Origin of the sequence: Enterococcus raffinosus, assembly GCF_018917525.1 — a bacterium.
Taxonomy (GTDB): domain Bacteria; phylum Bacillota; class Bacilli; order Lactobacillales; family Enterococcaceae; genus Enterococcus_A; species Enterococcus_A raffinosus_A.
Map to the genome: position 1 here is coordinate 1 of NZ_JAHLOS010000047.1, position 24033 is coordinate 24033.

General features: G+C 39.3%; 20 protein-coding genes and 1 other annotated feature (1 of these 21 only partly in view). Of the genes, 1 reads left to right on the forward strand and 19 read right to left on the reverse strand.

The features are described from left to right. Positions 1-200: 200 nt before the first annotated feature. The 14 genes from KQI58_RS19695 to KQI58_RS19765 form a co-directional block, all read right to left on the reverse strand. Positions 201-1079 carry a sulfite exporter TauE/SafE family protein gene (locus KQI58_RS19695; protein ID WP_216410671.1) on the reverse strand — a complete coding sequence of 293 codons (879 nt, stop codon included), beginning with the start codon at positions 1077-1079 and terminating at the stop codon, positions 201-203. A gap of 18 nt (positions 1080-1097) precedes the next feature. Then, on the reverse strand, positions 1098-2114 hold the full coding sequence (locus tag KQI58_RS19700) for a proline racemase family protein (RefSeq protein WP_216410672.1): 1017 nt from the start codon (positions 2112-2114) through the stop codon (positions 1098-1100). Positions 2115-2185: 71 nt separating this feature from the next. After that, positions 2186-2665 (reverse strand): glycine/sarcosine/betaine reductase component B subunit, encoded by a 480-nt coding sequence (locus tag KQI58_RS19705; protein ID WP_216410673.1) that lies wholly within the window; start codon positions 2663-2665, stop codon positions 2186-2188. Between the two features lie 27 nt (positions 2666-2692). Then, positions 2693-3430: a proline reductase cluster protein PrdD gene (gene prdD, locus KQI58_RS19710; RefSeq protein ID WP_216410699.1), complete on the reverse strand. Its 738-nt coding sequence runs from the start codon at positions 3428-3430 to the stop codon at positions 2693-2695. Positions 3431-3576: 146 nt separating this feature from the next. Next, on the reverse strand, positions 3577-4302 hold the full coding sequence (gene prdB / locus KQI58_RS22865) for a D-proline reductase (dithiol) protein PrdB (RefSeq protein WP_253296048.1): 726 nt from the start codon (positions 4300-4302) through the stop codon (positions 3577-3579). Positions 4303-4305: 3 nt separating this feature from the next. After that, entirely contained in the window at positions 4306-4611 is a 306-nt protein-coding gene (locus KQI58_RS19725) for a CBO2463/CBO2479 domain-containing protein (RefSeq protein WP_216410675.1), read from the reverse strand. A 9-nt stretch (positions 4612-4620) separates the two neighbouring features. Beyond that, the gene (gene prdA, locus KQI58_RS19730; protein ID WP_216410676.1) at positions 4621-6516 is read right to left on the reverse strand and encodes a D-proline reductase (dithiol) proprotein PrdA; all 1896 of its coding nucleotides are present in this window, start codon (positions 6514-6516) and stop codon (positions 4621-4623) included. A 27-nt stretch (positions 6517-6543) separates the two neighbouring features. Then, a complete protein-coding gene (gene prdC, locus KQI58_RS19735; protein ID WP_301282214.1) occupies positions 6544-7833 on the reverse strand; it encodes a proline reductase-associated electron transfer protein PrdC in 1290 nt (429 codons plus the stop codon). A gap of 512 nt (positions 7834-8345) precedes the next feature. Then, positions 8346-9701 (reverse strand): peptide MFS transporter, encoded by a 1356-nt coding sequence (locus tag KQI58_RS19740; protein ID WP_216410700.1) that lies wholly within the window; start codon positions 9699-9701, stop codon positions 8346-8348. Between the two features lie 25 nt (positions 9702-9726). Next, on the reverse strand, positions 9727-10608 hold the full coding sequence (gene pepI, locus KQI58_RS19745) for a proline iminopeptidase (RefSeq protein ID WP_216410678.1): 882 nt from the start codon (positions 10606-10608) through the stop codon (positions 9727-9729). Positions 10609-10623: 15 nt separating this feature from the next. Continuing rightward, complete coding sequence (locus tag KQI58_RS19750; protein ID WP_216410679.1) at positions 10624-11700, reverse strand: M24 family metallopeptidase; 1077 nt, start codon at positions 11698-11700, stop codon at positions 10624-10626. Positions 11701-12212: 512 nt separating this feature from the next. After that, positions 12213-12677 (reverse strand): threonine/serine exporter family protein, encoded by a 465-nt coding sequence (locus KQI58_RS19755; RefSeq protein WP_216410680.1) that lies wholly within the window; start codon positions 12675-12677, stop codon positions 12213-12215. Between the two features lie 34 nt (positions 12678-12711). Then, positions 12712-13464 (reverse strand): threonine/serine ThrE exporter family protein, encoded by a 753-nt coding sequence (locus tag KQI58_RS19760; protein WP_216410681.1) that lies wholly within the window; start codon positions 13462-13464, stop codon positions 12712-12714. A gap of 132 nt (positions 13465-13596) precedes the next feature. After that, on the reverse strand, positions 13597-14667 hold the full coding sequence (locus KQI58_RS19765; RefSeq protein WP_216410682.1) for a M24 family metallopeptidase: 1071 nt from the start codon (positions 14665-14667) through the stop codon (positions 13597-13599). 225 nt (positions 14668-14892) lie between these two features. Here KQI58_RS19765 and KQI58_RS19770 point away from each other — a divergent pair, with 225 nt between their 5' ends. Beyond that, positions 14893-16800 (forward strand): alkyl/aryl-sulfatase, encoded by a 1908-nt coding sequence (locus KQI58_RS19770; protein ID WP_216410683.1) that lies wholly within the window; start codon positions 14893-14895, stop codon positions 16798-16800. A gap of 56 nt (positions 16801-16856) precedes the next feature. Here KQI58_RS19770 and KQI58_RS19775 read toward each other — a convergent pair whose 3' ends face one another. The 5 genes from KQI58_RS19775 to KQI58_RS19795 form a co-directional block, all read right to left on the reverse strand. Beyond that, complete coding sequence (locus KQI58_RS19775) at positions 16857-18377, reverse strand: chloride channel protein (RefSeq protein WP_216410684.1); 1521 nt, start codon at positions 18375-18377, stop codon at positions 16857-16859. A gap of 57 nt (positions 18378-18434) precedes the next feature. After that, on the reverse strand, positions 18435-19520 hold the full coding sequence (locus KQI58_RS19780) for a replication initiator protein A (RefSeq protein ID WP_216410685.1): 1086 nt from the start codon (positions 19518-19520) through the stop codon (positions 18435-18437). A gap of 653 nt (positions 19521-20173) precedes the next feature. Then, positions 20174-20713: a hypothetical protein gene (locus tag KQI58_RS19785; protein WP_216410686.1), complete on the reverse strand. Its 540-nt coding sequence runs from the start codon at positions 20711-20713 to the stop codon at positions 20174-20176. Between the two features lie 12 nt (positions 20714-20725). Further along, positions 20726-21574, reverse strand: coding sequence for a ParA family protein (locus KQI58_RS19790; protein WP_216410687.1), 849 nt, complete (start codon positions 21572-21574; stop codon positions 20726-20728). Between the two features lie 1095 nt (positions 21575-22669). Then, positions 22670-23737, reverse strand: coding sequence for an iron-containing alcohol dehydrogenase family protein (locus tag KQI58_RS19795; protein WP_216410688.1), 1068 nt, complete (start codon positions 23735-23737; stop codon positions 22670-22672). A 226-nt stretch (positions 23738-23963) separates the two neighbouring features. Then, positions 23964-24033 (forward strand) — a binding site (T-box leader); it runs 163 nt beyond the window's last position.

Here is a 24033-nt window from a genome sequence, read left to right on the forward strand (position 1 = left end):
CCACGATCTGAATAGGTACGATTTCTTTTTTCTCCATAGTGTGCCTCCTGTAAGTTGATACAGTAAGTTTAGCAGTCGGAGAAGGAGAAAACGAGACGCTTTAGTATATGACGCTTACGAATGATTTTTTTTAATGCTTCCTATACACAAAAAAGCTACCTGCTCCACATGTGAGCAAGTAGCTTTGAAATTGAACCTTATTAAGCCGTTTGAGCTGGTTTCATACTCTTGCGAATGTATGTTACACCAGTATAAATAATAACACAGATAATAATATACGTTAAAACTTCTAGGTTCAAACCAGTTACGAATTTCGCGGCAATGATTACCCCGATGATCCCGCCGGCTGTAATTGCTAAACTAACTTTACGAGCGTAATCGCCTGTTTTAACAAAGTTGATACTTGCAACTGGCATCAAGCCGGCACAAGAACCCATCATTACAGGGAAAGCAACTAACGGGCTTAGGCCCAACATATAAACCATCGCCATACATGGGGCATATAAACCAACACCGATCGTCATCAACGCGCCTAGAATAAAGTTAATCACAACACCAATTACTAATTTGATACCCGTTAAAGCAGTTGCAGTATTATCCGCACCTAGGATATCAATCCAGCCTTGTTGACGAGCAAACATCAAAACAGCCGTGATGATTAAAGCCCAGCCCATCCAAAGTTGGACTTTCTTTTCTGGCAACCCAGTTACGAATCTTGATCCGATAAAAGCACCTACTGTTGCGGAACCAACTAAAGCGATCAACGTAACAGGAGATACATCTACTACCTGAGTAAAGATAAACGCTTCAACCAATACCGGAATCCCGTGTCCTACATTTAGTGTTCCTGGCAATAAGCGGTCACTGGACAATTGTTTTGTAAAATCTAACAGCATCGCAGTTGGTGCAAAGCTACCGATCCCTAATGTATCCAAGAAGTCTGTAATGAACCCGATAATTCCTGAGACAATCCAATTTCCATGACCCAAATCGTCTTTATGTTTGACTGTATCAACACCCATATTGACTGCATGCATCAAAATCAACCCAACATAAATTGCTAATATAATTGTTACCATACTACCCCTCCTTCATCTTTATCCTAAAAGGAAACCATCCTTCAAGGAATCTTTCGGATCAACTAAAAATGAGTTGTATCCAGTGACATAAGCAGAACCTGATACACGAGGAATGATTGCTTTGTATCCTCCAACTTCCGCTTCTTCAACAATTTCACCTTTAAATTTCGTGCATAAAATACTTTCATACACAAAAGTGTCGCCAACTTTCATTTCACCCTTGCCATATAATGTCGCAAGTTTGGCACTAGTACCAGTTCCACAAGGAGAACGGTCCACTTGGCCATCACCAAAGACAACGACATTTTGATACGTTGCATCTGGGCTTGTTGCAGGACCATAGAACTCAACAAGGTCAACGGTCTTGATGTGTTCCAATGTCGGATGTTGAATCTCGATCTGTTCGTTCACTGCATCGCGAATAATCATACCTAATTCATTGAATTTCGAAGCATTTTCCGGCTTAATTTCTAAGTTAATAGATGCTGCCGGTAAGATCGCGAAGAAGCTTCCGCCAAAGGAAATATCCATTGTCAATTCACCAATTTCAGGAACATTGACCGTTACATTTTCTTTATAAAGGAATGATTCCACGTTTTCGAATGAAACGGATTCAGCTGAATAGTCTTCATCCAAATGAACTGTTCCGCGTACGATTCCTGCTGGTGTATCTTGAACAACTTTGACCTCACGTTCGCCTTCTTTAACCTCTACCCAGCCCTGTTCCACGGCTGATGTCATCGCTGCGATCGTATTGTGTCCGCACATATTCAAGTAACCGCCTGAATCCATGAAGATGATTCCATAATCAGCCTCTTTGTGGACAGGTTCAGTAATGAAGGCGCCAAACATATCACGGTGCCCACGTGGTTCCAGCATCAACATTTTACGCAGATTGTCTGCTTCCGTTTCTAAATAAGCTCTCTTGTCAGCCATTGTTTCACCTGGGAATTTTGGAATTCCACCGATGATCAAACGTGCAGCCTCGCCTGCTGTATGTGTGTCGATTGCTGAGATCATTTTTGATACTTTCATGATTATCCTCCCTTGTTACCTATTTTAAAAATAAATAGGACTTTGATAATTCATACTCATAAAAATTTACGCTAACGTATTTGTTGATTATCTTTTCGCATTTTTAATTTAATTGACGCAAGCGCTTTAACTGCATCCCGATGGTTGATAGTATTTTCACCAACAACCTCCGTCTCGACTCCAGCTTCTGATTTATTAAAGTCCAATACGTGATCCGTAAAGTCATTTTCCACCACAAATTTCGCTTGTGTACCAATGAACTTGAGTCCAATCACGCTAATATCTCGACGACCGATTTCCTCTAAGGTATTCGCAAAATCGACATCTGAATTCCCCCAGCCATCGGTTGAAGCGATCACGCCATTGGTGCGCATGCCTTCCAACCATGCAGCTGTACGCTGCCCAACGAGGTATTTCATTGCGTTACTTTGCGGTGTTCCCACGACAACGACTCCTTGAAAGTCAATATCTGGGTCCTTACCAAGAAGCTCGACAAGCGGATCTTGGAAATGATGCAGTGATGTTTCTTTGGTCGATGGACCAATTCCCATAACGCCACCACCTATCCATTATTTACGCTAAACCATGGAACGAATTGCCCCATCGCGATATTCATTTGCTGTTAGAAATACCGGCATATTGTTCATATCAATAATTGAACAACCGCCTTTAAAGCCGCTAGGTTCATTTGGATAAAGCAACATATCATACATTGCTCCCTGACCCGCCACCTGTTTGACTAAAGCGACTTTAGGTTTACCCGGATTACTACGCTCTTCATAAACGTGTACTTCACAGGCGTCCTTCCCCTCTAACATCTTCATTCTCTCACGAATTTCTTGGACAAACTCATCCACAATCGCAAACATTTTAAGACAGAGCTCACGATTAAAAGGAGTCCCCTTTTTCGCTAAGAGATCTACATGAATAATGTAGTCCTCCGCTTTAGGCGTCCCTGCTCGATCCAATACTAAATGATCACGCAAAACACCTTCAGAGGAGCCAAATTCATGCATTTGTTCTCCATCTTCAATAGCCCCAGTCATGACGACTGAAACTCCCGTAAGTGTATGCGTGATCCCTGTACCCAACGCCCCCAACACCTTTGTGGAGATCGGAATGATATCCATAATGGTGTTGGTTTCAACATTAAGTTGTTGCGGTGGGAGCAATCGAATCGTCAGCTTCTGAATAGCGGCGTCCTTGCAGTCAAAGTCTTGCTTGATTTGTAAACGAGTTGGTTCAATACGGAAGTCGTTACCAACAGTAACTTCCTCCATATGAAATACTTTGATCTTTAAAGTTTCGCCTCGCATCATTCACACCTACTTTCAATGTAAACGGCGATTAATAAGTAGCGTCTTCAGAAATAAGTCGAAAATTCACAAAAATTTGAAAAGCAATTTTAGGAATTCCCGTCTTATTTCTCGACGCTAAACACTTATTAAATCAGCCTCTTGACTTAGACGTGGGCAATGTATTCATAAGGTAATGGAACAATTTTCCCTGGCGTTTCGATTGATACTAGTGCTTCTAAAGTATCCTTCATGATACCTGTTTGCATTTCAATGTTATGTGGTTCACCTGCATTGGCACCCATTGGTACACGCGGCGCAACGGCACGTGGTGTCCCGTTTTGGCGTACAACTGGTGGTAATGCGGCGATTAAAATAGTAGGAATTCCCGCTTCCTCAATAGCTCTCTGCACGATCACGGCAGTTCTATGACAGGTTCCTCAGCCAGCGGTTAAGACGACAGCGTCGACTTCTTCTTCTACTAATTTTTGAGCGATTTCTGGTCCAGTCACATCGTGGAATGCGTCTTGGTCTCCACCACCACCCATGAATGCGTAATGAACAGGTGCAGATTCTTTGATGAAGCCTTCTGCAGCTAATTCATGTAGACGATCCAATGGGAACATTGAATTGATGTCGCGGTTCGCATCGGCATTATCATAACCACCGTGAGAAACCATCAATTCCTCTACTTTAGAAGTGTCTGGTACTTCGCGGTAAGTTGTATCACCCGCTAAATTGAAACGTTTATCTGTTTTCAAGTGTACGCCGGCTGCTGTTGCTAACGCCACGCGCATTTCTTTAAGCTCTTTTTTCACAGGGGTAAAGACAGATTTTGGCGTAATTGGCACAAAAATTTCTGACTGTAACCCTTCAAAGACTGTTAAGCCCATGTGTTAATTCTCCTCTCTTGCTTCTTCACGTTTTTTTCTGGCTTCGGCCCGACGACGTTCGTGCTCATAAATAGCAGTTTTATAATGTTCATCCGGCTCTTCTGCCAAAACTTCTGGATAGCTCATTAAAAACCCAACTTCTTGACCAATCTCTAAATTATATTCAGAAATGATCATTCGACGGGGGATTTTAAGCTGACCGAGTCGACCTTTTAAGTCGATCGTCACGCTGGCATCGTGAAGTTCAACGATGATGCCTTCAAACATCTGTTCCGTCGAAATATATTTGAGTTTATCCATTCCATCCATTGCTTCACCTTATTCTACTTCGTAAATTTCTTGGCGTTTTTTACTCTTAGGTAAGACTTGTTCGTTATCTACCAGGTCAATTTTCTTGCCTGTTGTTTTTTCGATGATCTCGATGTTGTTGGCTTTCACGTTTGGATTCCATTTACGTTCAGCAGCTTTGATCGTGCCGCCGCCCATCAAGGTCTTCAACATTGCTAGATCACGAATTGCATCTTCTTTACATAGGGTATTGTTCGACAAGATCTCATTTTCGATTCCTTGCATTGATTTGTTGTTGTCTACCATAGCAACCATTTCTGGGTTACCGACAACTAACGCACCCTGTACTGCTGAGTAAGAGTCTCCGACAACTTTAATGCCGCGTTTACCAATTTCTTCGATATGTGAAGCAAAGTCGATATGGTTATTACCAAATCCTTCAGTTGTAACGATTGCGCCATCAACATCCATCGCTTCGATCGTCATACCTAAACGTTTAGAAACATAATATTTTTCAGTATTCGCTTGCGGAGAACCTACAAACATAACACCGACTAAATCGATTTCTTCGTCTTCCATCGCTTCACGTACTAATGGTTCTCTCCAATAGTGACGAGAAGTTTCTTTTGATGCTGGTCCAATACATGTCAATGCATGGATCCCGCCGTCTAATACTTCAGTTGGTGCTAAAATGACTGGCAAGTTTCCAAGGTCAACGTTAGGTTTTGCACCTAATGTTCCAACTGGTTCGATTGGCATGATCAAGTTATCGTGCATCGCACCTTGACCCATGATCTCTTTAACGATGATCACACGTTTGTTACCAATCCGGCGTTTTTGTACGATTTCATCTTGTTCTACCACTAGAGATTCGTCTGCTTTTTTCACTGCTTCGCGAATTTCTTGTGTAATGTAGTCAGATGCTTTATGAGCGGCTAATGGTCCAGGACGTTCCATATTCGCGCCTTCTTTAATTGTTACTTGTGTTTTGATGAAGATTTCGCCTTTGTCTGGTGCACCAGGACGTCCCCACATGATGTTACGGTCTAATTCACCTTCAGATGAACCAAATTCACCGATTTGAACACCATTTGCATCTGTTCCTGTAAGAACCATAACAACGCCATCTAACACACGCGTAACACCATGGCCGATATCTGCGCCATCGACTTTAGCAGCGATAGGTTGTACGTCCATGATCGTTTCACTATATTCGTTGTATTTATCTGGTGTAATGATTTCAAAAGTAACACTTTCAACTAGTTCTTCTAGTTCTGCCGCTTCCGCACACATGTCTTCCATTTTACGTAAAACTAATGTCGTACCTTCAATCTTCGTTTCATCGCCAAATGTCACTTTTTCGATCTTCATGTGATCGCGACGAACGGAACGAACGACTTTTTCTTCTACTTTTGCTTCTGGAGCCGCTGCTGCAACTGGCGCTACTGGCGCTTGATCCGCTGCAACTGGAGGTACTGGCGCTGCTGGGGCAACACCCATTTGACCTGCGATAGCCATCGGTACTTCTAGATCGATACCGCGTCCTTCAGCAATATGGATTTTAATTGTTTGTCCGCCCACTGGCGCAACTGGTGCCACGGGAGCAATAGGAGCAACTGGAGCTGGAGCTTCTTCAACAGGAGCTTCTTCTTCTGCTACTTCTTCAGTGTCCTCTGAAACACCATCTAATAATTCTTTTGTTAATGGAACCAACGCATCCGTTGTTTCTTTCAATGTCGTGCCAAGTACTTGTTCGATAGTTAGAGTATTTTCAGGCATTTCTAATAACCCTGAATCCTCTAAATCAGGGAAGATCGCTGGATCTTCTAAATCATCTGGTGCGATTACTTTGCCTGCTTCTGCACGGCAACATAATACTGCAGGGTCTTTGGCATGTTCTTTAGCAGTTTCTGCTGTAATAGACATTCGTTAAATCCTCCTAAATTTTTAAAATTAATTTGTAGGTAATCGACGATATAGTCTATGCCCATCTGCCCGCAGCACATGATCTGTATGATGATAAACCGGAACTCCTAACCTAGGAGCTACACCCATAACGGTGTTCGTTCAATCGGAACAGGATCCAGTCAATACTACTTCTGCTCCTTGCTTCTTCAAGGACATGACAGTTGCAGCTTGGCCTGGACAAATACCTGGCAGGGCACATCTATATCTTCCATTTACTTCTACCATTCGCTTGCAGCGTTCTGCAGCGACAACTTCTGCGCCCATGTTGTTAGCGATCTCGGTCATGCGTTCGGCTGAACCGCCGCATTCGCAAATTAATAAACCGACTTTTCGGCTTTCTTGAGGGAAAGGCATAGCAACTAGCACACCACCACTTGTTTTAGTGATCGGTGTCATCTCATCGCCGCTTCTTCCCGTCATTGGTCCGCCAATCACGATTTCACCATGAGGCTCGACATATCCGCCAACATTGTTAATCAAGGTTTTGACTGGTGTGCCAATAGGTACATCTACGAAAACTGTTTCTTTTTGTTTTACACGACCAGAAACGGTCACGTCTTTGTCAATGAACGGTTTGCGATCTTCAATTGCTTCTGCGATTCGTTTAATCGTTTCCACATTGTCGATCACAGCACCAACCTCTGTAGGAAGTTGACCTGGTTCCAAAACAATGTCCATTACTTCACGAACGATCATACGCTCATCCCCTGCTGGATAAATATCCGGCAATTGATAAACATCAAGCGTTGGTTCATTGTCCACTGCTTTTAACAGGCGTGTAACTAACATCCGATGTTTGCCTTTTACGGCGATCACACCTTTTGGCGCCTTCGTCATCTCCATGCAGTATTTCATTCCGCGAATCAATTGATCGATGTGCTCGCTCATTTGTTTGACATTATGAGCTAATAACGCCTCACATTCTGCACCATTCGCAATGAAAAGTCCTTCTGGAATCTCACAAGCCAGTTTCAAGAATGTTGGGAAACCTGCACCCCCAGCACCGACGATTCCCGCAGCTTCCACTGCTTTTGCGTGAGAATCTGTTTCAGGAATGGGAACGAATGTTGAAAAGTCTTGTTCCTCGTCAATTGTCAGAACGATATTTTCACCATCCACATCCACCACTTTTCCAGAAAAGCTTGCATGGATATTGGCACCTAAACCATTAGGTTCAGCGATTAATTGTCCTCGTTGGACCTGATCACCAGCCTGCACGATCCCTTTACAAGGAGCGCCGACATGTTGTTTTAATGGTATAAGAATTTGTGTCAAATTATTTCACCTCCTTGCTTCTTTGTTTGTTCGAACTTGAGCAAATCAGCCACCCGTAGTTCAAGTAAATCATAGCACACTCAACCATCTTGTAAAAGGTAGTTTCCCGATAATTTTGATATTTTCTGACAAATAACTTAACAAATTGTAGATTTTTTTGGATTCTCTAATTAAATTTTCATCAAAAATATCACTTACACAAAAACCGTTTACAAAGATTGATTCAATCCTATTTTTAACGATTGTGGATTGTCGACAACAAGGGTTAGGCATCTGTTTAATAAGAAAACACGCCTGTTATTTCACTTTTATGACGATTAATTATATCTGTTATTTTTCGGAAGCCTATAGGCTAAAAAAAATGAACCTAATAAAGAATCATTACTAGAAAGAAATTGCCAGAAAATTTATGTATATCTGTTCACATTAAAAAAATCTCAGAATTAACACGCTTTAAACTATATTAAAGACAAAAAAAGCACTTACCCGATTGAGGCAAGTGCTAAAAATAATTAATCGTCTTGTTCTAAACGATCAAGAGTTTTACTTCCAAACCATAACGCTAAACCTAATACGATAACAACCGCTGCTAAAACACCATAGCCCATTTGGAATCGAGAAGGATCATCTGTTTCTAAAATAGCATAGATTTTAGGATAAATCATAGTCGCAAAGAATACAGCGATTGGCCATAATCCTAGCAATAATCCCATAACCTTAGCTGGTGCTAACTTCGCGATAAATGAATTTCCTAATGGAGAGAAAATCATTTCACCAACTGACATCAATAAACTTACCAATACTAACCATAAAATTGATGTCTGTCCTTTACCAATAATATCAGCTAGAACCATTGCAACATAAGAAACACCTACTAAGATCATTCCTAATGCTGTCTTTTTAAACATACTCATATCGCCTTTAGGACGAGCAGCCATTTTAGTCCACAAACGACCTAATAGTGGGCCTAAAATGATACAAGTTAATGCATTCATTGAATCAAAATAAGACGTTGGAACTTTAAAGCTACCTACTAGCCAGTTTGCTCGTTCTAAGAAACCTGCGCCATCACCATAACCAAAGTAATAGTAAGCCGGCATATAAGCTAAGTACCAAACTGTCCAGAAGACAATAGAAAAGATAGTAACTAGGATAATCGCTAAAATACGTTTTTTATCCCCTGAAGTTAATTTTGCATCTGCTCCTTCTTCCTTTTTACCAGCAGATTCAAATTTACGTTGGTCGATTTTAAATGGTTTTTTTCCTGCATCACCCAATGAACGGCTATTGAAAATAAACCATAATGCATCAACTAATAGTAAAATACCACAAATTAAGAAAACAAAATTATAGCCAAATGTTGGAATTAACAATACTAAGAAAGTCGTTCCAATGAATGAACCAATGTTTACAAATGAGTATTGAACAGAGAAAGCTTCATTCAGTGCTTTTTCATCATCAAAGAGCAACCCGTTTACCCCGGATAAATTACCTTTGAATAATCCAGTACCAATCGATACTAAGATAATCATTATCCAAACCATAGTCAGGGAATCTGCCTGCCAAGTAAATAGATAACCTACACCCATCAAAATCATTCCGGCAGCCACACAAAGGCGTGGACTTAACCAATAATCGGCTAACCAACCACCAAAAATTGGAGTAATGTAAGTCATTGCAACAAATGCAGCTGATACTGATGCAGCTTTTGCAGTTGAAAGTCCAAGACCTCCAGAGCCTACATTAACCGCAATCCAGATTGCCAACATATATTTTACTGTGTAGAATGCGCATCGTTCAAACGAAAACCCTAACGCACAGACATAAAACCCAAAAGGTTTCTTTGTTTTTACTGGAGTTGTTTCCACTATCATTCCTTCTCTCTTTAAAAAATTAATCGTTCGCTGCTAGCCATTCTTCCAACAACTTCATGTATTTTTCACGTTCTTCAACAAATGGCATGTGTCTGCTGTTAGCAAACAATTCCCATTTTGCTCCTGGAATCGCATCATACATTGTTTTTGCTACTAATGGAGTACACAAATCGTTTGTGCCACTCGTAACAAGTGTTGGGATAGTGACGTCACGCAACTTTTCGGTATAATCATACCCTTGCAAAGTTCCTTCCGGTGAGTATTCATTCGGCCCCCAAGCCGTGACATAGCTTTCGGTACCAGCTACTTTTTCACGCCATAATGGTTCAGGATCAGCTTCTGTGAATACTGGAGCCGCATGGCGTACCATGAAGCGATCATTTGCCGCCAGATAAGCTGGATCGTCGTAAACGCCGGTCTCTTCTGCTTTTGCAATAGCCGCCTGATCTTCCTCTGACATAAACTTGATCATCCGATGTTGTTCTTGTGCCCAAAGCTTGGCAGAAGGCAACGTACTAGAAAGTACCATACTCTTGATGCCTTTTGGTGCATAATCGCAAACATAAATGATTTCTAGCATGCCGCCCCAAGATTGTCCCAGTAAATGGACTTCATCCAATCCTAGGTGCTCTCTTAAAGCGATTAATTCATTGACCCATGTTTCCGCCGTCCAAAGTTCCGGCTGTGAAGGCACCGCAGATTTCCCACAACCTAATTGATCATACATGATGATCTGGCGGCCATCGACCGCCATTTCATCAAGAACTTCAAAATAGTTATGGGTTGATCCAGGTCCGCCGTGCATGACAATCAATGGTTTCTTATTCCCGCTTTGTTCTCCAACAACTCGATAATAAGTTTGATGCCCTAGATAAGGCATATATCCTTCTTCGATTTTCATACGTTGCGCGGCCTCCTAACCGATTACTTCTAAGTCTTTTGGATAATGGTTCAAGTTTTCGCAGCCATCTTCTGTAACGATCACTAAATCTTCGATCCGGACACCCACTTCGCCTGGAATGTAGATTCCTGGTTCGATTGAAAAGACATTGCCCACTTCGGCAACAGCATCATTTGCGCCTGAAACATCACCTGTTTCGTGGCAATCGATTCCGATGAAGTGACCAAGACGGTGAGTAAAGTATTCACCATAGCCTTTTTCTGTGATGTAATCACGAGCTGCAGCATCAATATCAGACAGTTTTACACCTGGTTTTACTAAGTCGATGGCACGTTGGTTAGCTTCTTTGACGATTTCATAGACCTCGCGACCTTTGTCAGACACTTCTTTGTAGAAGAATGTCCGCGTCATGTCAGAAGCATATGAATTCTTGATTCCGCCGATGTCCAAGATAACTGAATCACCAGGTTTAACTTTTGAATCATCCGTTTCATGGTGAGGGTCAGCCGCATTCGCGCCGTAACCCACGATCGGATCAAATGAGAAGCCTGTGTTGCCTAACTCCTTGTAAATCTCACCTAATTTGTCCGCCATTTCAGCTTCGGTTAGTTCTTGTGGCAATAATTTTTTCAAACGATCAATCGCGATCTCATTATCTGCTTGCGCATCACGCATCAATTGTTTTTCTTCTTCGTCCTTGATCGCACGAACTGCGTCAGTGACTTCAGAACCATTGCCTAATTTAGCATTTGGAACAAGCTCTAATAAGTGTAATAAGAAATGCGCAGGCCAATTCTTATCTACACCAATTTTTTGGTCAGTATCAACATACTCAAGTACTTTTTTCACAGCGTCGTCGGTATCATCAATAAATACTTTTTCCACGCCCAAGTCTTCTTCGATTGGGAATAATTTGTTAACGATCAATGTGTTTTTATTTTCTGGAGTAATCACTAATACTAACAACCGTTCACCAGGATGAATCCAGCGACCAGTTAGATAGAAAATAGTTGTTGGATCTGAAACTAGCAGTTGGCCATAACCTTGTTCTTTCATTTTTTCAATTACTCTTTCAACGCGACGTTCTTTCAAAATGTTTCACTCCTTCTATTGATATTCTTTGCCTGGCGGCATTATTAAAAACAGCTCTGTTTTCACGTAGCTGTTAATAATCTTTTTCGCGGAAACTAACTGCTATGCAACAGTTCAGAATCAGCACAAAAAAATTGTGCAGCTATTCACCTATCACTAGTTTTAAAATAACCATAAAATCATTTGAATTTCAAGTCTTTCATAGAATAAAATCAAATATAATTATCCGTATCCGCTTCCACTAGTTTACTATATCTTTCGGCTTATTTAAACAATTCTTTAAACTTTTTTTCTAAATCGCCATTTGATTGGAATAATTATCAAAAAAAGTGACCCAGTTTCTATTATATCTCCAGTTATTTCTGCTCCTTACCTTTTTCTCATGAATTTGTTTTTCTATTAAAATAAAGGGATTTTCAATAACACTTTCTAAAATAATCAACTTGTTTTTTTAAATGAAAATAAAATAAAAAACAATTCTGTTATACAACAAAATTGTTTTTCCGTTTTATTCACGAGAGTGAATTTTTATTCTTTTGCATTTTGTGATAGGAGTAGAAAAACTTCGGTGACATTTCATATCCAATCGTGATCCCTACAGCAATTGCAATAGCGATCTTCAAAACTTGAACACCAATTTGCGCGGCCTTGATGGAATCACCGATGAAGAAATTATAAGTAAAATTGTAAATCCCCATTCCGGGAACAAGGCAAAAAATACCACAGATCAAAAAAATTGTTACCGGTGCTTTTAATGCGAAGGACGCCTCTCGTGAAAGATAAATCAAGACTATTGAAGCAATAAAAGTTGCCGCGACGGGGGCAACCCAAAAATGCATGATCAGTAAATAGATGGCCCAACCACAAGCACCGATTACTCCGCAGTAAACATAGTAGCGTCGGGGAACTTCAAAAAGTATTGCAAACGAGATCGTTCCTAAAAAACCTGCTAGGATTTGAAGTAAGGTAGTTATCATGACCGCTTTCGCCCCTTTCAATATTCAAATAAGTTTAACTAAATAATTGCAAGACAAGCCCAACTCCCACCGAAACACAAAGAGCGGTAATTAAAGCATTGATCATCTGTCCCCAGCCAGAACTGTAGTCACCATCAAATAAATAACGTATACCATTAACAATCGCCACACCAGGCAATAATGAAATGATTCCGCCAGTAACTAGACTTGTCAGCTGTAATACTGGGAAAAAATGAACGAACAAGCAGGCTAAAATACTGACAAAACCACTGCTAGTAATCGTTGAAATAATATCCGACATATTAAATTTCGGTAATAAGTACATAGAAAAGCAGGCTAATAGCACTCCCAAAATGAATGCACCGATGGTATCCCAGAGACTTCCACCAAAGATAAAACAGAAACTAGCACTACCGAAAGCATAGGCAAAGATTTTTAATGGATTTGAGGCAAAGGATTCTTTTTTGATTTCCTGCAGCCACTCATTGGCATCCTCCGGACTCAAACGTTTTTCCGTTAAGCGCCGCGACAAGGTGTTGATTTGTTCGATACGTCCTAAATTAATCGGTGAAATCGGAATATCCCGCACACGGGCCTGAACAGTTTGATCCTTCAGCCGAGCCGTCATAAAAATTCCATTTATTAAGACAAAACTATCAAACTCCTTCAGATCCAGAGCTTCCGCGATATGACGAATGGTCGTCTCAATTCGTTTGATCTCCGCACCATTCTTTAATAGTGTCTCTCCAATATCATAGACGAAATCAAACGCTTCCTGTTCATTCATCGGTTTCCCTCCCTTTTCTACGTAGAATCCTGTAAATCCATACGTTTTTCTTGTAATCAATTGCCAGATTTATGTGTTTAAAAAACGACGACAGCCTGTGCCGTCGTCGTCTTAGTATAGCCTATCTCACGATTATAATTCAATCAAATCATGAGAAATACTGATCATATTTTCATAGCCGTCATCGGTGATCAAGACTTGGTCCTCGATCCGCACACCGCCCCAATCAGGAATGTAAATTCCAGGTTCGATAGTCATGACCATTCCAGTTTCCAAAACATCGTCATACTGCTCATCGATGTATGGCAATTCATGAACAAACAGCCCAATACTGTGACCAATATTTCGATACGTATATTGCGGATACTCTGTGCCCTCCAAAGGTTTCAGAGAGGCTTGATAAATATCTTTCACCGCAGCGCCGTTTTTCATGACTGCTTCAGCTGCTTCCAAGCTTTGTTTTTCTAGTTCATAGACTTCTCTTTGCTTTTCAGAAGCTTTACCGACAACGACCGTACGCGTCATATCAGACATATAGCCTTCGTATTGGCAACCAAAATCCATTAAGACAAAGTCGCCATATTCAATTGATTTTTTCGATGGAATCCCATGTAACAAAGAGGTATTCGCGCCAGAAATTAAAATATTGCCATAAGGCTGAGTATCGGCCCCCTCTTGTACCATGTAAAGAGAAAGCTTAGCCGCCAATTCTTTTTCCGTCACTCCAACACGAATTTCTGGTAACAGTCGATTCAACGCACGGCAAGAAATTTCACAAGCATTGCGCATGTATTGAATTTCTTTTGGTGATTTAATGGCACGCATGCGATCAATCACACCACCAGCTTGAACAAATTCCGCATTTGTTTTCGAAGTAAAATCGGAATACATATCATAAGTCAGATAATCCGCTTCAAAAGCGATCGTTTTAATATTTTTCTCACTTGCTAAGCGCGCCACTGTATCCCCAACAGTCCGCCCGGGCAAGCGCCAATTGATGATTTCATAATCTGGTACTTCAATATCCGCCTGTTCGGTATAACGCGGATCGGTCAAAAAGTATTGTCCCTCTTGTGTGAGCAAAATAAATGAATCGTCTCCTGTCCAACCGCTAGTAAAACGAACATTTACTCTTTTGGCAATAAAAAAAGCATCCAATTTCTCTTTTTCCAAATACGCACGAATCTTTGCTTCGTTTAACATTGTCACACGTTCCTTTCTGTTTTGAAGTTCTAGCCTTCTAATAAATAGAGTAGCAGTCAGCAGAACTTTGGTCAACGCTTTCAAAAAAATATTCTTTCAATAAAAGCATTAAAAATAACTCTAAAGGTTTAATTCTTATCCCCATTCTACCCTTCAGCTATAGATTGACAGCCTGTGTTGAAATCGCTTACGATTGGTTTATCACATTTTTAGAAGGAGGTATTTATGGAAAAAGCTAGTCATTATACCTGTCAGCATAATCAGCAAATGAAGTCGAGCTTACCTTTCAACCAAAATCACGAATTGAACTTAGCTAAACAAAATTGTGTTGCCTCGTTTAACAAGCTTGAAATTATCCAAGAAAACAAAGTGATTTGGAGTCAAAAAGCATACGATTTTTTGGAAAATGACTGTCCCGAATCCGCCAATCCCAGCCTGTGGGAAAATGCCCGTTGCAATCATCAGACCGGACTTTTTCGTGTAACGGATAAAATTTTTCAACTTCGCGGCTTTGATATGGCGAACTTGAGTCTGATTTTGACCCGCAAAAATACCTGGGTAATTTTTGACACCTTGATGAGTATCGAATGTTCCCGAGCAGCGATTAAATTTGCCAATCGCTGGTTTGAAAAAAATGGCTATCCGATAGTTGACGGTCATATCGCAGGAATTGTTATTAGCCACTCTCATGTGGATCATTTTGGTGGCCTTCGCGGATTGTTTCCTGATTTCACATTAGATCCAGAGATACCTATTTTTGCTCCAACAGGTTTTACTGAAGCGGCAATTGCGGAAAATTTGATGGCAGGAAAAGCCATGGGCCGACGAGCAGGCTATCAATATGGCACCCTGCTGGAAAAATCGCCGACTGGTTCACTGTCTATCGGTATTGGTCAAGGACAGTCTCTAGGGACTGTTAGTTTTGAACTCCCAACAAAAGAGATTACTGAAAATCAAACGCTAGAAGTAGATGGATTAGAAATGGTTTTTCAATTAACTCCCGGCACAGAAGCTCCTGCCGAAATGAACACGTATTTTCCTCAATATGAAGCCTTATGGATGGCAGAAAACTGTACCTGTACTATGCATAATTTATATACCTTACGAGGTGCGCAGGTTCGTGACGCAACTGCTTGGGCAAAATATCTATTAGAGGCTAAAGAATTGTTTGGAAACCAAGCGAAGGTAATGTTCCATGCCCATACTTGGCCGCGTTATGCAACAGACGAAGAACCTGACACAATTAAAGACTACTTAATTTCACAAGCACGATTATATAAAGGTATCCATGATCAGACATTAACCGCAATCAACAAAGGGTACACCTTTAACGAGCTTGAAAACCAAATTACTCTGCCAAAGGAATTAACAGAAAAATGGTACTTGAGACCTTACTATGGAACAATAAGCCATAACAGTAAAGCCGTCTATCAAAAGTATATGGGCTGGTATGATTCGAATCCAGTCAATTTAGACCCGCTGCCGCCAATTGAAGAAGCCAAAAATTTCGTCAGTTATATGGGGGGAGCAGAAAAAGTCTTACAAAAAGCTGCTGAAGACTATCGAAACGGAAATTATCGCTGGGTAGCTAAAGTGACCAATTTGATTGTTTTTGCAGAGCCAAATAATCTAGAGGCACGCCACCTTTGCAACAAAGCTCTCACCCAACTGGGTTATCAAGCAGAATCAGGGACCTGGCGCAATGAATACTTAACGGGAGCTCTGGAACTGATTCAGGGAACAATAAAAAATCCCGATCATTATGCCAATAGCTCTCCAGATTTGATTAATCATCTCACAGGGGAAATGGTGCTCAATTATTTAAGCTTGCTGACAGTCCATACCGACAAACAACTTTCTGGTACGATTGTCTTTGAAGATGATTGGGCATTTGAAAATGGCGTGTATAAACAACAAACCTCTTGTTATAAACTTGATTATTGGCAAGGAATTTTGACTTACTATCCAATTGATTTAACAAAATTACCTTCATCAGAAGAGTGGCTTTATCGGGGAAACAGAATACCTTTTATGAACCAGCTTCTTCATACGAAAGCAGATGGACTAAAGGAGTGGAGCGGACTGTTTGAAGTCAATCCTGACGAACGTTACTTCAATATTGTTGAACCTTAAAAAATGGACGACAAAAAACAGCAGAAATTCTTTCAATGAAGAATTTCTGCTGTTCTTTATTTACGTCGATGTCGACTCATCCGAGTCATTGGTGCATCAGTTGATTGTCTATCTGTTTTTGTTGGAATCGTCCGTTTTGGTTCACGCGGCTGACGAACTTCTTTTCGTGCTAAAATTTCTCGCTTCGGTTCAGCAACGCGTGGCTGAACATCCGCCTTCTCAGCTTTTTTACGATCCGCTGCTTTTCTTAATTCTGAGACATCCTTTGTGACGCCCTCTTCTTCTGTATTTACTGAAGGTTTTTTAGAACGCTTTGGTAATTCAGGAAGTTTGAAAGACTTGATTGTTTGTTCTTCATTGAAAAAGGGAACCCGCTGTAAAAATAAGTTGCCTAAATATCCAGCTAACCAGATCCACAAGAATAGTTCTACTGGGAACAATAATAAGAACAAGCATGCTGTAGCAAGTGGTTGCTTCAAGATTACCGCACACGCACTAGCTGTGAAAACAGCCACCAGTAAACCGGGAGAGTACGGTGATAAATTCGCAAAAGCCAATGCCACCGCGATACTACCAAAAATCATCGGAAAAATCGTCCCGCCCCGCCAATTGCAGGCCAAACAAATCATCGTAATCACTACTTTACCAAATCCAATTAATAGTAGAATGAAAAAGCTCATGGTTTCTGCCTGGCGAGTAAAGGATAAGAGATTATGCTCTCCAGAAAACAGAAAATATGGAGAGATGGTTCCTAATAATCCCAGAAGCACTCCTGCTAAAATAGCTAACGGCAGTGGATTTTTGATCCGTTGATTTAGCTTATCGCCCTTCTCTTGTAAAACGAGGAAAAATTTTCCAAAAAGTGCGCCCAATATAATCATAGGAATAACAAGCAGCAAACCTTGCCAAGTAAAACTGCTCTCCATTCTGCGAATCGCAAAAACTTGCTCTTGGTTAGGAAAGAGATTATACGCTAAAAGATAACCAATGAAACCTGTAAACGTAGTAAAAATGTATAAAACGTATTTTTTAAGTTTACTTTCCGTCACCACTTGCCAATTATCACGTTCCACTGAACGCCCCACACCGAACAATGGCGTCATAAAGATAACACCCATGGATGTTCCAATGCTGAATTCGATCATATCAGCTCGCTGTTCATCGGGAATTTTTCTTCGGTCAGCAATATAGGTCACTAGACCACCAATGATTGCTACTAGAGCCGCTTCAGGTCCTAGGCTAGCGCCAAATAACAATACGATCAAAGCGCCTAATAAATTTCTGATCAGCTTGCCATCATGATAGTCGACTCGCTGAGTTTCTTGAAATTCATCAAAAGATTCTTGCAACGTTCGGGGATACCGGCCAAAAGTTTTAACAAAAAAGCCAATAGCAACCCCGCCAACCGTACAGACAATCAAGGGGTAAAGGCGCGGATCGCCCAGCGCTTTAGGCAATGTTTGCCATAAAAGCTGATGACCTACCTCTGCCAGCCCCATAAATAAAGCTATAATGACTCCTACAGCCAATCCTAAAAGCCAACTATAGCCAAAAAGTGCTAGTTTAAACTTATTCATAAAATTAACCTTTCTATACTGATAGACTCCGCTACATTATATCAAAGCTTTTCGTTCTTAGGAGACATTTTTAGCGACTTTTTGTGTTTTTTCAAGCTTTTGACGCACTTTTTTTTGCTGAATAGTCAATTGAACAGATGAAAGCGTTTGTTTCAGATCTGGGGTTAACTCATAATGATCAACTAGGTATTGTCGCGTTTTTTCTGTAAAGAAGCCTTTCATGAATGCAAAGAAAAAGCCTTCTGGATTTTTGACCGTTTTATAGCGATACATTTGTTCGATAGCTTTAGCGATTGCATCTCCAATGTCAGCCTTGAAATAGTCGTTGTGTTCAAAGGTTAAGACTTCGGCTTCTGCTGGTAAGCCAGCTTTGATGTATTGCTGCGTGCTGGCATATTTAGCTTTGAAGATAGTATCCACAAACCAGCGTGCTTTTTCATAGTTTCCGTTACAAAACGGTAAAAAACGTTGAAAAGCTTGTTGCGGTAATAAATGAGCATAGCGAGCATTTAAGCCCTCGATTAAGCTTTGATCCTGCGAATTCGCAGCGATTTGAGGCAGCGTGCTGGTTACTTTTGTTGCATTTGTGGTTTGTTTTGCTAAATGTTTTTGTGTACTTGTAAGCAGATTTTGCGAGCTCGAAGACGCAGATTTTGCTTCTCTATCCACAGTGGATAACTCGGCTGATTTTTCAGTAACCGTGTTTTCCACAGGAGCTAAAGATTTTGTGCTCATATAATTTTTAAAAGACAATTGTACAACAATACATTTTTCAGGTGCTTTCGGATTAGAAACATAGATACGATAATTCTTTAATCCATGCCGAACTACTTGAATCAAACCAGCATCAATCAACATATTTTTTAGATTAGTTACTTTTCTTTCAGATACTCTTAATAAAGTTGCTGCCTCTTCATTTGAAAAATAAATATATGGAAGCCCTGTTTCATCAAGCCAACTTCCATCTTTTTGGGCATTGTAAATACTGCAGGTCATGCGCATTGTGTAGAGTGCATGGAGCATCATTGCTTCAATAGAAAGCTTTTCATACTGGGGATTATTAATTAAATTCAAATCAATCGGAAGATAATTTCCGTTGGGTAAGTTTGCTGCTGTCATGATATTTTCTAAATTTGTGGACACGACAAAAAACCTCCTTGTTCACTCTCAAAATTAGTTACGAAAGTTTTAAAGGAATGCTTACTGTCACAAGATATATGATTGAGAAAGTAACCAAAATATGGTATACTTAATAGAAGGTTAGGCAAACACCAATTTTTCTAACCCTTTAAACGTTTATCTAAATGTGACAGGCTAATTCGCCAAAATTAGCTCAAACCTTTGAGTTTAAAGATCGCCAAATCTTTAAACTCTTTTTTTTCGTTTTTTTCTACATGTATAGAATAATGGATTAAAAGCCTGTTGTAAAGCGATTCCCTAACATCTTTTTTTGGAGTAAACTTTTATTATATTTGTAAAAGCAATTGAGGTTTACTATAATACAGAGATAAAAACAATTTGGGTTTACTTTATTAAAGGATATAAAAGTATTTAGAGTTTACTCTAAATAAAGTAATAGCTATCCCCTGTTCAAGGTGAAATGTGGATAAAAAGTAATGTGGATAAGGATTCCTTTAGTTATCCACAAGCTGCGAATGGAAATCCTTTTGTAAGGAAAAAGTAAACTTTAAAAAATAATAAACAATAATAAAGGTAAACTTAATTATCAGATAACTTTCAAAAAAGTAAACCGCAATGCAGATCACATCTTGCATTGCGGTTTACTTTTTTTACGTTTATTTCTCATCGTTTTCTAATTCTTTGAATAATTTTTGGTATTTTGGCTTCTCTTTATACTCCTCCATAGAGGCTTCCTCAAGCTGATTTAAGAAACTTCGATCATCTCTTGACAGCCCTTTTTCAAGATAATAGTCGTATAAGAAGTCAATCATTTTATCTGGTGTATACCCATCGAACTTTGCATTGATTAAATTCTGCATACGAATCTTAGTTCTGGCAGAGATTTTTTGCATTTCCAAGGCTTTTAAACGAGGATCGTAATATTGACGTTTCCGCCCTCTTTTCCCTGACTCTGATTCTTGCGGCTGAGAAGGACGTTCTTGAATTTGGGTTCGTTCATTTAATTGCCTAGAATCATCGTGGATTGAGGGACGACGAAAATCCGTTTCTGGACTTAACGTTCTTTTTGCTAAAAGGTCTTGAGAACTGGGTTTCTTCTCTTCTTTATCTTGATTGGAATACTCAGACATTTTTTCAATGCCCTTATTCTTCTTATTCGCCGTTAAAAGCGAATCTAGCTTCATTTTTTTCGCCATTTAACGTCTCCCCTACTCTTCACCGCTTAATATGAGGCGATGTTCATCAATTTCGTCCAAAATATTGACGAAAACCTCGTGTGCGCGCTTGTCCCATTGCTCAACTTTGCCGTTTTTGTTGATTTCATAGGTGATTCCGGACCCATCGTAGCGTTTCAAACGACTTTGATTTAACACAACTGTATCCAACAGATGTGCCCCATAGATCTCTCTTGCTGCAGTGTAGATTTCCTGGTCAACGGAGTCTCGTTTTTGCATCATAAACGGAACAATCCCTACAACTTCAAGCTCTGTTTCATACTGTTCAATGAAGAAGTTCATGTAATCAATGTAATTTTGCGCCCCTTTGAGTGATTTCACCTGAGTTTGCAGAATGACGATAACATACTCTGCTACGTACATGGCTGCATTTGAATAGGTGCTGATCGTCGGAGGGACATCAATATAGATGACATCATAAATATTCTTAAGTGGTTCAATCAATTCCTCCATGTATTTAAATTGAGACAATTTATCGCCAGGGTATTTTTCAATCATATAATCCGGAAAATCAGAAAACGAAATATTCGCTGGAATCAAATCTAAATTTGGAATGATCTGGTAAATGGATGACTGAATGTCACCAGAACGGACAGCCTCCCAAATTGTTGCATCGAATTCGTCAGGTAATGTATCATTACCAAAATTTTCAGCAGTTAGCGACAATACATCACTTGTATTTCCTTGGGGATCCAAATCAATAACTAAGGTCTTTCGATCTTTCCGAAAAGCACTCTCGAAGGAAAGCATCTGAACAGTCGTTGACTTTCCTACGCCCCCTTTAAAATTTCCTACTACATATGTCTCAGCTTTTTTTGGCATACAAATTCTCCAATCGTAATTTCTCAATTTAAAGTTTACTATAAAAGGCAAAGAATATCAATAAGGTTTACTATAATTCATAATAATGAGGTAAACTATAAAAGTATTGATAAATGAAGTTTACTGCAATTCTCTATAATAGAGTAAACTTTATTTTAATTAATAAGGTAAACTTCATTTTCATATATTAAGTTTACTTTATATTATTTAAAGTAAACTATTTAATTTTTTTAGGTTAACCCTTATTTTTCTAAAAGTATACTTTAAATTTTATAGGGTAAACTTTTAACAGAATAAAACACCTTCATTATAGTATTTATACTTATATAAAGTTTACCTATAATAAAATATGAGTAAACCTATAAATTTTAAAAAGTTAACTTTATCTAGTTGATAATAGAATTAAAGTAAACGATTAATATAAAAGGTATACCGTATATATCCAGATTAAAGTATACCTTGCGATATATAAAGTTAACCACAAATAATGAAAAGAATAAGGTAAACTTCTATTCTAATATAAATAGGAGTAAACTTTTATCATCGAAAAAAGTTAACCTCAATATTTAAATTTGAAGTTAACTTAAATTAAAAAGTAAACTTTATGTTGGTTGATTGAGGTTTACTCTATTATGTGAAATTGAGGTAAACCCTGTTTATTAAGAGTAAACCTTAATTTTTAATAGAGTAAACTTCATTTAAATCTTTTGAGGTAAACTGTGCACTAACTAGTTAGTAGGAAAAAACAGATGATAAAATAACCCGTTTGAGATAGGAATAACTAATATAGTGAAATGAAGTTTACTTTATAGTATCATTTGAAGTAAACTTTTTTAAATTGGAAAAATCGATAATAAAGTTTACCTTAAAAAAATGACTTCTTTTTTTATCGATTGAAATAGAGTAAACTTTTTAATTTGAGACATTAAAGGTAAACTTTTAATAATATGCGTAATTAACGGACTTATTTTAGATTTACTTTATTTTATTCATCCCCTTTTTCATCAATGAGGTAAACATTATATATAATTGTTAATAGGTAAACTCAAATAAAATAAGCCATTGAGGTATACCTCAATGGCTTAAAAGTAAACTTTATAAAAATTCGACGGCTTGGATTGCTCGATAGATCTGATCCGCAGTGATATTAGGGTCAACCATATTAAAGGTTTCATTTTGAGAAGCTGCATGTTCGATTACGGGTGCTAAAGATGCTTTTGATGTATCGAATACTTCTAGATCTTTTAGTTTTAAAGGTAACCCGGTTTTTTTATAAAAAGGTCTCAGTTTTTCGATTTCTTCTAAATCTTTTGTGTGAGCTAATTGAACCAAAATACCATAGGCGACTTTCATGCCATGAAGCTGATCATGGGTCGCTTCTAAATAGGAGAGACCATCATGGACAGCATGAGCGCCTCCGGAACGGCCATAGGATGCAGCAAATCCGCCTGTTTCCCCAGCTAAACCAATGATTGTATCGGTAACACGACTAAAGGCAGGGGTTGGTTGTTGGTTTTCAAGATCTTTAATAGCAGGAATGATATCTTCTAAAAGAAGCTGCTGGATTGCTTTTGCACTGGCGATTCCAAGTCGCACATAAGCGGATTTTTCATCTTCAGCTAGATTTCTTGTAATTCCTTCAATTTCATACCATTTTGCTAATGTATCACCAATACCGGCAACAAAATAATCTTTCGGTGTTGCCAACAGGAAGTTTGAATCTACCAGTGTTAAGTAAGGCGCGCGTTTCATGAAACCCATGGCTTTAAATGTCCGATTTGGATGATAGACTGCGACAATTGGAGTAAACGGAGCACAATTAGAGATCAATGTAGGGATCACCATTAACTCGGCGTTCAGTTCTTCAGCAACCATCTTAGCTGTATCGATCACACGTCCACCGCCGATCGCAAGAATCAACTCAGCATGTCCGATTCGAGTGGCTAATTCCACTGCGTTTTCATGGCTTGAACTGCCATCGTATCGATAGGTAGGGTAATGTAGTTCCTTGCGATAGTATTTTTTGAATGCTTCAGAGGATTTCTCCCCGGTGATAACCGAGATTTTTTTGAAGCCAGTTAAATAGCTCGGTAAATTTTGCAGAATATTCGCTCCGCTGGCATAGCGATTGGCGCCAGGGCGTACTTCGGTAGTGATGTCCAATTATTTCAACTCCTTTTTATATTAAAGAGCAAGCTGTTAGTAGAAGGTTTGCTCTATTTAAACGAATAAATAGTTCGCTAAATGAAACACGATACATAGTCATTTAGTGAGATTTCAACTAGTTTATGCTTTGTTAAAATTAAAGTCAACTGTGTTTTTAATGATAAAAAGTGTTGACAGCTTTTATTTTAACCTGTAAGATACGATTTAACAATTTGCTAATCAAAGAAACGTGATGAAGAGAAAAGTATAAATGACGAAGCATCAAAGAGAGTCCGGGTAGGTGAGAGCGGATA